The organism is Williamsia sp. (genome assembly GCF_036566845.1).
In the GTDB taxonomy this organism is placed as follows: domain Bacteria; phylum Actinomycetota; class Actinomycetes; order Mycobacteriales; family Mycobacteriaceae; genus Williamsia.
The window spans coordinates 1-8,418 of record NZ_DATCVM010000046.1 but is presented as its reverse complement, the minus strand read 5'-3'; the positions used below and the strand labels follow the sequence as shown (position 1 = coordinate 8,418).

Genomic DNA, 8,418 nt, shown 5'->3' with positions numbered 1-8,418 from the left:
AACCAGTCCCGCCGCTCGTCCGGCACCACGAATGACACCTCACTGTCGGGACCAGATGTGATAGCACTAGCCTGCACCTGGATCGGGAACGCCACCGTGCCAGCATCGGTGCTGAGTGCTCGGTTCATGTGAGCCGGTACCCAGATCCCCTCACCGGCGACGAGGTTGCGCACCTCGCCGGTCTCCAGGTGAACGCTCGCGGACCCGGTATGAACCCAGAAGAGAAGATGCTCCCCTTGGCTCCACTGTGCCTCCATCCGGCAGGGATGAATCACAGGTGGGCCATCTCTGGAGAAAGACTTCACAGCTCCGACCCGATGGCGTCGACAAACTCGGATGGCGGTCGCTCGACAACAACCCGACGTGATAAGTAGTTGTCGGTTCGCGCACCCCACATGACTTAAGGATAACCTAACTTTACTTGAGGCGCGTCTCAGGGATCCCGGACACCCGGTGCAACCCGCTTGGTCCGCGCTGAAATTTTCCGCGCCTCACCCAGAAGGGAAAAGTATGCCGAAGACATCGCGTCGCCTCGCGGTGCACCCCATCAGCCTGCGTGAACTCGAGGTGGCCCGCATCGCTGATGTGACACCGGGAATGCGGCGGGTGACTCTGACCGGTACACAATTGGCGACCTTCACGTCCGCGAACGGGCTGGCACAACCACCGTTCCGGAGCGAGGGATTCGACGACGACATCCGGCTGATCTTCCCCTACCCCGGCAAAACCGAACCAGTTCTCCCAATGCAGGCCGACGGGCATCTGGACTGGCCCGACGACCCCCGCGCCCTGTCCAGGGTCTACACCATCCGCAGGTGGGACGCGGCCGCTCACGAGCTGGAAGTGGACTTCGTCAAGCACGGCACGGGCCTCGCGACAACCTGGGCCTACAGCGCTCGCCCCGGGGACCGTCTCCATGTCGCCGGCCCCGCGGCCAGTCGGGCACTGCCGACCGCCGACTGGTTACTGGTCGCGGGGGACGACACCGCGCTGCCCGCAATCGCCCGGCTTCTGGAAGAACTGCCTGTTGATGCGCGCGGCCAGGTGATCATCGAGATCGCCCATACCAAGCACCGACAGAGACTGCGTGACTTGCCCGGAGTTGTGGTGACCTGGCTGGTCCGTCACAACGCTCCCACAGGGCCTACGGCCCTGCTGCTCGATGCCGTACGTGCGGTCAAGTGGTGGGACGGTCACGCATTCGCGTGGATCGCAGGCGAATCCACCGCGGTCAAGGCCATCCGCCGTCACCTGGTCGAGGAACGCGACATGGCCAAACAGGACATTCAGTTCACCGGCTACTGGCGCCGCGGCGAGGTCATCACTCTCGACAACGACCCCGCCATCCCCGACCCCGAACGTAACGAAGAAGCCTTCGACAAGCTCCACGAACTCGGCGAGTTCCTCCCACCCTTCGCGATTCGTTCGGCGGTAACCCTCGGCATCCCGGACCTGATCGCCCGCGGAACCACCACCGTCACTGATCTCACGGTCGCAACCGGCGCGAATCCGCTTGGCGTCGGCAAACTTTTGCGATACCTCAACACGCTCGATCTGGTCGAACAGACCGCCCCGGGGCACTACCGGCTCAGCGAGGTCGGTGAGTACCTCACCGACGACTTCGTCGTCGAGATCCTCCATGAGGATGGCTACCACGCCCGTCGAGAACTCGCCTTCCACGGCCTGACACATGCCATCCGCACCGGGCACGAGGGATACACCACCGTCACAGGAAACTCGTATGAGGCTCTACTGGGCGAGGACTGGTACGCAACCAAGCACCACGAGCACGCCGCCGAGACCACCCGCTACTACGCCGAGCCTCTCGCGCACGCGCGAGCCCTGACCGGTATCGAACATCTCCTCATCCGGAGTGACGCCCCCGCCGTGATCGCACACGCCCTCATCGACACCCATCGGGACATCCGGGTCACGATCGCGGGCCTCCCTTCGCACATCGCCTGGGTGCGCGAGGATATGCCCGAGACGATCCCCGACAACGAGCACCGTTCCCGCGTCACCCTGACCGAGAAGTCACTCTTCGAGACAGCCCCCGGCACCGATGCGATCCTCTTCGACCGCCAGCTCGGCACCCACCACACTGATGACGCCGTCCACGCGCTGCGCCAGGCTGCTTCCAGCCTCACCGTGGGCGGGCGGCTCCTGATTATCGAAGACACCCTCACCGTCGACGATCTCGACGAACACGAAAGCGAAGTCGACCTCCTCAACTACGCCCTCCACGGCACAGGCCTGCGCACTGTCACGGAACTGACCGACCTCTTCCACGCAGCCGATCTCAGCATCGACGCGGCCGAAACCATCGGCTGGGGCACCATCCTCTACACCGTCACCCAGGTGATTCCCCAAAAGAAAGGCACCACCGAATGACTGCGCTCCCACGCCTCCGGCGAACCATCGTGCTCGCCGCGGCCGCACTCACAGCAGCGCTCACCTTCACCGCCTGCGGCAGCAGCGACCCCGACACAGATTCGGACAATTCAGTGTCCGACGCCGGGTACCCGGTCACCGTCGAAAGCGCCTACGGCGAGGTGACCCTCGACAAGAGACCCGAACGTATCCTCGTCATGTCGCCCGCCTATCTCGACATGCTGGCCGAGCTCGACCTACAACCAGTTGCATTCGCCACGGGAGCCATCCCTGCCGAAGAGTTCGACAGCGTGTATCCATGGCTCGCCGGCACCTACGACGGCCGAGTGGCGCCTGAGCTCGTAACTACGGAGTTCAAGCCCGACCTGGAGGAGATCGCCAGCTACGAGCCCGACCTCATCCTCGGCCACTCGTGGAGCATTCCTGAGGACATGTACGACATGGTTTCAAAGATCGCCCCCACCTATGTCGGCACAGACGATGGAAGCACCATCACCGAGTGGACCGTGGACATGAAAGCCGTCGGCGACCTGACCGGACGAGCAGAAGCAGTGGAGACAGCTCTCGCTGACTTCGACGCCCAGGTCGCTCGATACGAGGAACGAGTCACTCAACTGAAGGGCACGACCTACAACTCGGTAGCCGTTCGAGAAAACGGATACCAGTTCGGGTCCGGCGGCTGGCTGTCGTTGTTAGGCCTGGAGCCAGCCGAGAACCAGGGAAGTTACACCGACGCCCCACTGTCCTTCGAGAACATGACCGACCTCTCGGCAGACGTGCTCCTTGCGGCGGCCTGGACCGACGAGACCCGCCAGCGCCTGGAAGGTGATCCCCGCTTCCCCACCCTTCCTGCTACACAGAACGGGACAGTGATCTTCAGCGACTTGGCCATGGCGAACGCCGCCACCTTTCCAGCGCCAGGCGCACTGGTCTACCTCCTGGACAAGGCCGTGCCCATCCTCGAGGCATCGACCCTGAACAAGACCGGTCAGTAGGTACTAGTAGGCCGTCGCGGCTAACTGAAGTTTCAGAATGAGTTCGGCGTCCCCCGCCGCCTCGCTCGGTTGCGCGGTGGGATTGGGCTCCAACGCCCTGCGGCTGCTGCTGTGGACCCGCCACACCGTCGTGCCGGCGCTCCAGTGTGCTGCGATGAGCCGGCCGGAACAGGCACCCGGCAGGTGGTTCTAGCGCTTGCCTGCGGAATGATTCCCGGCGCCGCGGCCTTGTAACAATCGCCTGCGTGAGTGTAGGCACATGCGGAGCTGAACGGTTTCGACTGCGTACGTTCAGGTAGGGGATCCCCTTCCTGACTGCTCGATTTCCGGTAACAGTTGCCAGCACTACGCAATCCCCGCTTCCAAAGGCGGCAGATTGTCACCGATCCCTTTCCGGCGTACCCGTCTACCGGGGTACCGTCCCCGGTTAATCGGAACCTGTTGCCGAGTTTGCGTGCCTGGCCGGGTGTCGAATGGATACGGCCGAATGGGACGGCACGCAGTTCATCCCTTCAGGGAGTGCGTGCCTGCCGGAATTCGGGATTAGCACGCCATTGCGGTGGCCCACCCGGTCGATCGTCAGTATCGGCCAGGTGAACCATGTCCGTCACCACGTCGAGCTGGTGACACTGGTGAACAGAATTTGATCCCGCCACGCAACGCTCTGCAGTAGATGCGAGGGTCTGTTACGAGCGGAGAACCCGCCGACGCCCGATCCGAGAACTAAGCGTCGGCGGGTGCGCATCGCCTTCCGATGCGATGCACTTTCCCCTACTCCACCCCCGGCGAGTGACAGCCGGTAGGCAGATCTGCGGTCCTGATTCCTACCCGTGAATGCAGTGCCGCCCCACAGGCATACCCGACCTACAAATCCTAAACCCGATCCGCATGCTCGGCCGTGCACAGGCCCCGCTGGACGAGCAGGGGGACTGTCCTCCGGCGGGACCTGACGCCCCCTTCCGGAGGAGCTGTGTCGTCAACTCCGCGCAACGGGGCCCGCTCGACCGTACCGGTGAAATCTCGACCTCGGCATCTACGCACCGGTAGCCCGGACTGAAAGGTTGCCAGTCCGAGAGCTCGTCGAACGGCTCACTATGCCTGTCCCGAAATCCCGGCGGTGACGGTGGCGTGCCGGGCCGGGGGTTTGTGTATCCAGCCCGGCACGCAGTGGTGGCCACCGGAAGGGTCGGGGGAACAGTCCGGTGAGCCAGCCAGTTACTGCCCGAGTTGGTTGAACCGTAAACCGTTCGTGATGCGGCTCACAGGACAGCACTTTGAGATACTCGTCGCCCACGACACTCGAACCCGACTCCAACACGTAGTCGGGCGACGGCCTGCTCCCCAACCCGCTGGTGGTTGACAACGAAGCTCTGGCGGCTGGCCACCATCGTGTAGTCGATGTAGCGCGGTGGAACGTAGTCCCTTCCCCGTCGCAGGAGCCGTTGACGGAAATCATTGGACGCCAATGGCGTTGGCGGCATTGGCTGGTGGGACTGGGCATTCGCTGACGTACGTCGACTGCGACAACCGCGGCGCCTGATGCATTCGGACGGGTCCCGATAAACATGTCCAGATGACTACTGGGAACACCGAGTTTGCGGCATCTCTCGAAGTCCCCCCGCCTTGGTGCAGTGCGTGCGAAATCGCCGGTCGAAGCGAAGTCACAAGAATCAATAGGACCGAATCCGCGGACTAATCACAGGCAACCAGCCAACCAGTCGATGGCGTCATCGTAGCCCGCATCAGCCATCCCATTGTTCCGAAAATCCTGTCTGCCGCTGCCGCACACCATCTCAACGGAGAATTACAGTGCTTTCGTCGAGAACATTGTCAGCCTGATTCGCGGCTATACATGCAGCCAGGTGCATAGCGACCAGGCTGTGCATGCGAGCGGTGAAATCACCGGTATCACCGAGAACCCGGATGATGTTCACGGTCCCGATAAACCCCGCACACAGGTTCCACGACAGTTGCCGCGTCGTAGAGTTGTCGGGAAGCCGACCTGATGCGATGACGGCATCGACGAGACTGCTCGTGATATCCATCCACTGAGCAAACGCCTCTCGCGCCCCGTCGATCCCGGTTTCAGTGGTGAGCCGAAGTCCCGCACGGGCAAGGGAACTGACCGCGATGCTCGCAGCGAGGTCCCCGAAAAATGAACTGATCTGGGCGACGGAAGGCGACTGCGAGTCGTGCGCGGCTGCGGCCGCGTGCGTAAGCGCCGCCGACCAGTGAGCGACGAGTTCTCGGGCTATTGCTTCCTTCGACGTGAAATGGAAATACACGGCACCCTTGGTCGTCCCGGAGGCGGCCAGGAGATCCGCGAGTGACGTTGCCGCGTAACCGTTGTAAGCAAATTCTTTTGCAGCGGCCTCGAGGATGTTCGCTTTGGTGATCGTCGCGCGCTGCTGACGCCGCCGACTCGCAAACACCGGCTCAACGACCGCATGCAGCTCCTTGATTGGCTCGATCACTTGGGGTTCCTATCTGTTGCGGTCGTCGCGAAGCCCCAGCCCCAGCCACGGCTCCGATCCAACTAATGTGGCGAAATCGTTCAGCTCGAAGCGGCGCGAAGAGCAAAACAGTTGATGCCCCATGGTCGCATGCCTATCCACGTTGCCGGCGAGCCCTCCGTCGAGAGAGGCACCGCCCATCGGATTGAGCTTGCCCGCAAAAAGTACCCTCGCTGACGTCCAACGTGTCGGGGGCCGCCCCTACGATGTTGGTCCGCGTGGTCGAGCCGTACCGCTTGTCGGTCAAGTTTGCCCAAATCGTCTGCCGCGCATCAGGTTCGTCCGAGCCAGGGACCCGAAACAGTTGGGCCGCGTTGCGGATGACACTGAAAATCCCCACGACACCCTGGATTTCGCTGTGAGATTGACGTAGACGGCCCACATCGTATGCCGCATGGGCGAACCTTCGGCCGGGTCCGGCGGCCCCACTGTCGATTTGCGCCGAAGACGAGCGAGATGCGTCGGCAGATCGACTAGCAGGATGCGAAGGAACAGCGTCGGACGCGATGCTCCGTTCAGCGACCCAGTTCGAGATGCATCACCGAACAAGCTCTACTGGAATGCCCAGCTCAGCGAGTTCCGGTCAGGGGCAGGCTATCGCGATGCAGTCATCGTTCCGCTTTGTGGACACGGCGGCCAGCATCCGCGTAGGGGCCGCAACGCGGCCTTGACGCCGATGTCGACATGTCAAGTCGAGCTTGACAAACCATGCGTGTCAGGTCAACCTTGACGTCATGAATGAATTGATGGAGCGGGCCCTGACCGTTGATGTCGAGGCCGCGGCGAGAGCAGCTATGGATGCGGCGACTATCGAGGTGCCGCGGCAGGTCGACGAGTTGATGGGGACCGGGCCACTGCCGGGAACCCCGGAATGGGAGGCCGAGGAGCGCGAAGGGGTGTCGGCGACCAGGCAGCTGGCGTGGTCGCTCGCGTCGCTGCGTGTCGAGCTCGCAGCGAGACTCGACCCGTTACCGACCGTGGTCGGGCTCCGCCGGATCGGCGCCACGTGGGAGCTCATCGCGCGGGCGACGGGAGTGTCCCGGCAGGCAGCACACGAGCGGTGGGGTCAGAAGGTGCTGGCCGTGCTGGACCGCTACGGCACCGGCGAACTGGGCGGTCCGGTCGCTGACGACGAGACCGACCTGCGCTGATTCAGGCTGCGGCGCTTCGCTTCCGGGCGACGGTGCAGAGCGCGCGCCACCCAGCAGGAACACCGCCAGCACGGACGTGGAGACAACGATGACGCTGAAAAGCGGTGCCCTGGCCGCTGAATCACCCGGAGCGCCACCGGCTTCCAGTGACGCACATATATTGACGGGCTCGGTCGACACACCCGATATCTGCCAAAGTGCGGTGATGCGTCCTGTTGATTTTTACTACAACTCGACGCCCACGCTGGTGGCGAAAATACCTGACAACGAGGCCGACGCTTCATAGGACCTTTCTCGCTGCACACAACCTTGTTCAACTACTGGAACCACATCCCGCGCTTATGCCGAGGAGAGGATGGCGCTGTGATCGGCGACGACACGTTCTACTAGATCGCGGCCTCTGCCATGATCGAGAGACAATGCAGTAACAGACGAATCGACGGCAAGAGCAGGGTGCGATGTGACGGCCGGATCTGTGGTCAGGACCCACGCGAGAGTGTCCTCGTTGTGCCGAGGGCGGTACGCGAGGCCCCCGAGAGCAGGGTCGGCAGCACCGATCGCGTGTGCCCACTTGCGCGTGGTGACGTAATGTCGCGCTTCGCATTTGGTCAACCACAAATCCTGCCCGACCGCAGACAGGTGCGGACCGTGCAGCACCGCAACGGCAACGATGCGGGTGAGCGTCAATGCAGTCAAGGTGCGACCCGTCACCGCGCTGGCAGGCACAATCCTCGCAACAGTCGGATCCAAAGGCAGATCCCGGCAGATAGTTTCGGCGATCGCTCCGTCCGGGCTGTCAGCGATGTACAGGTAGGCGTACGTGCCGTCGAGTGAGTCGAATCTACCCCCGGAAAACTCGTCCGGTTGCGCCGTGGGATTGGGGGCCAACGCGCTGCGGCGGCTGCTGTGAACCCGCCACACCCTCGTGCCGGCGGCCAGTGTGCTGCGGTGAGCCTGCCGGACCAGGCCCCCGGCCAGTGGTTCTATATCCGGCATCAGTCAGCTAGCACCGCGGAGGCCAGCCGTTCGAGCTTTCGATGGGCGGCAGGGTCGGGATCGATCGCGAGATCGACCGGAGTTTGCCCCTGCGGCAGTCGCGGGGACGGTGTCAGCCACCACGAGGCAACTCCCCACGGGTCAGCGCTCGCCCCGAGAAGCACGTTGACCGTGGCCACAACCTCGCGCACCGACGCGGTCACGTCGTCGAACTGAAACTCCGGGTACCGGTAGCCGTTGCCGACAGGCAATGCGACGACCTTACCGGCGGTTCGCAAACGCGACGCAACGGTGCGGTCCGATTCCGGCCGCCGCAAAACGGCCGCGACCTGACCTGCAGTCAGCATCGGATAGTCGAGGATATGGCGACGC

The 8,418-nt window shown here is 63.2% G+C and carries 7 protein-coding genes and 2 pseudogenes; 5 read left to right on the top strand and 4 right to left on the bottom strand.

Features of this window, described 5'->3' with window-relative positions:
- Window positions 1–257 (bottom strand): annotated as a pseudogene (locus VIQ49_RS04055) (cupin domain-containing protein); the annotation flags it as partial.
- Between the two features lie 253 nt (window positions 258–510).
- Here VIQ49_RS04055 and VIQ49_RS04050 point away from each other — a divergent pair.
- From VIQ49_RS04050 to VIQ49_RS04040, 3 genes are read left to right on the top strand one after another with little or no spacing between them, the layout of a single operon-like run.
- A complete protein-coding gene (locus VIQ49_RS04050; RefSeq protein WP_331881069.1) occupies window positions 511–2,391 on the top strand; it encodes a siderophore-interacting protein in 1,881 nt (626 codons plus the stop codon).
- A complete protein-coding gene (locus VIQ49_RS04045; protein WP_331881066.1) occupies window positions 2,388–3,386 on the top strand; it encodes an ABC transporter substrate-binding protein in 999 nt (332 codons plus the stop codon). Before VIQ49_RS04050 ends, VIQ49_RS04045 begins: the two co-directional genes overlap by 4 nt.
- Before the next feature lie 37 nt (window positions 3,387–3,423).
- On the top strand, window positions 3,424–3,579 hold the full coding sequence (locus tag VIQ49_RS04040) for a hypothetical protein (protein WP_331881064.1): 156 nt from the start codon (window positions 3,424–3,426) through the stop codon (window positions 3,577–3,579).
- A gap of 1,600 nt (window positions 3,580–5,179) precedes the next feature.
- On the opposite strand, the gene VIQ49_RS04035 is transcribed toward VIQ49_RS04040, so the two are convergent.
- Window positions 5,180–5,860, bottom strand: coding sequence for a TetR family transcriptional regulator (locus tag VIQ49_RS04035; protein ID WP_331881062.1), 681 nt, complete (start codon window positions 5,858–5,860; stop codon window positions 5,180–5,182).
- A 773-nt stretch (window positions 5,861–6,633) separates the two neighbouring features.
- Between VIQ49_RS04035 and VIQ49_RS04030 the strand changes: the two genes are divergently transcribed.
- Both VIQ49_RS04030 and VIQ49_RS04025 read left to right on the top strand, forming a co-directional pair.
- Window positions 6,634–7,050: a hypothetical protein gene (locus VIQ49_RS04030; RefSeq protein ID WP_331881059.1), complete on the top strand. Its 417-nt coding sequence runs from the start codon at window positions 6,634–6,636 to the stop codon at window positions 7,048–7,050.
- A gap of 88 nt (window positions 7,051–7,138) precedes the next feature.
- Complete coding sequence (locus VIQ49_RS04025) at window positions 7,139–7,336, top strand: hypothetical protein (protein ID WP_331881057.1); 198 nt, start codon at window positions 7,139–7,141, stop codon at window positions 7,334–7,336.
- A gap of 53 nt (window positions 7,337–7,389) precedes the next feature.
- On the opposite strand, the gene VIQ49_RS04020 is transcribed toward VIQ49_RS04025, so the two are convergent.
- Window positions 7,390–8,046: an RES family NAD+ phosphorylase gene (locus tag VIQ49_RS04020; protein ID WP_331881055.1), complete on the bottom strand. Its 657-nt coding sequence runs from the start codon at window positions 8,044–8,046 to the stop codon at window positions 7,390–7,392.
- Window positions 8,046–8,418 (bottom strand): annotated as a pseudogene (locus VIQ49_RS04015) (hypothetical protein); the annotation flags it as partial. The gene VIQ49_RS04020 and the pseudogene VIQ49_RS04015, both read right to left, overlap by 1 nt.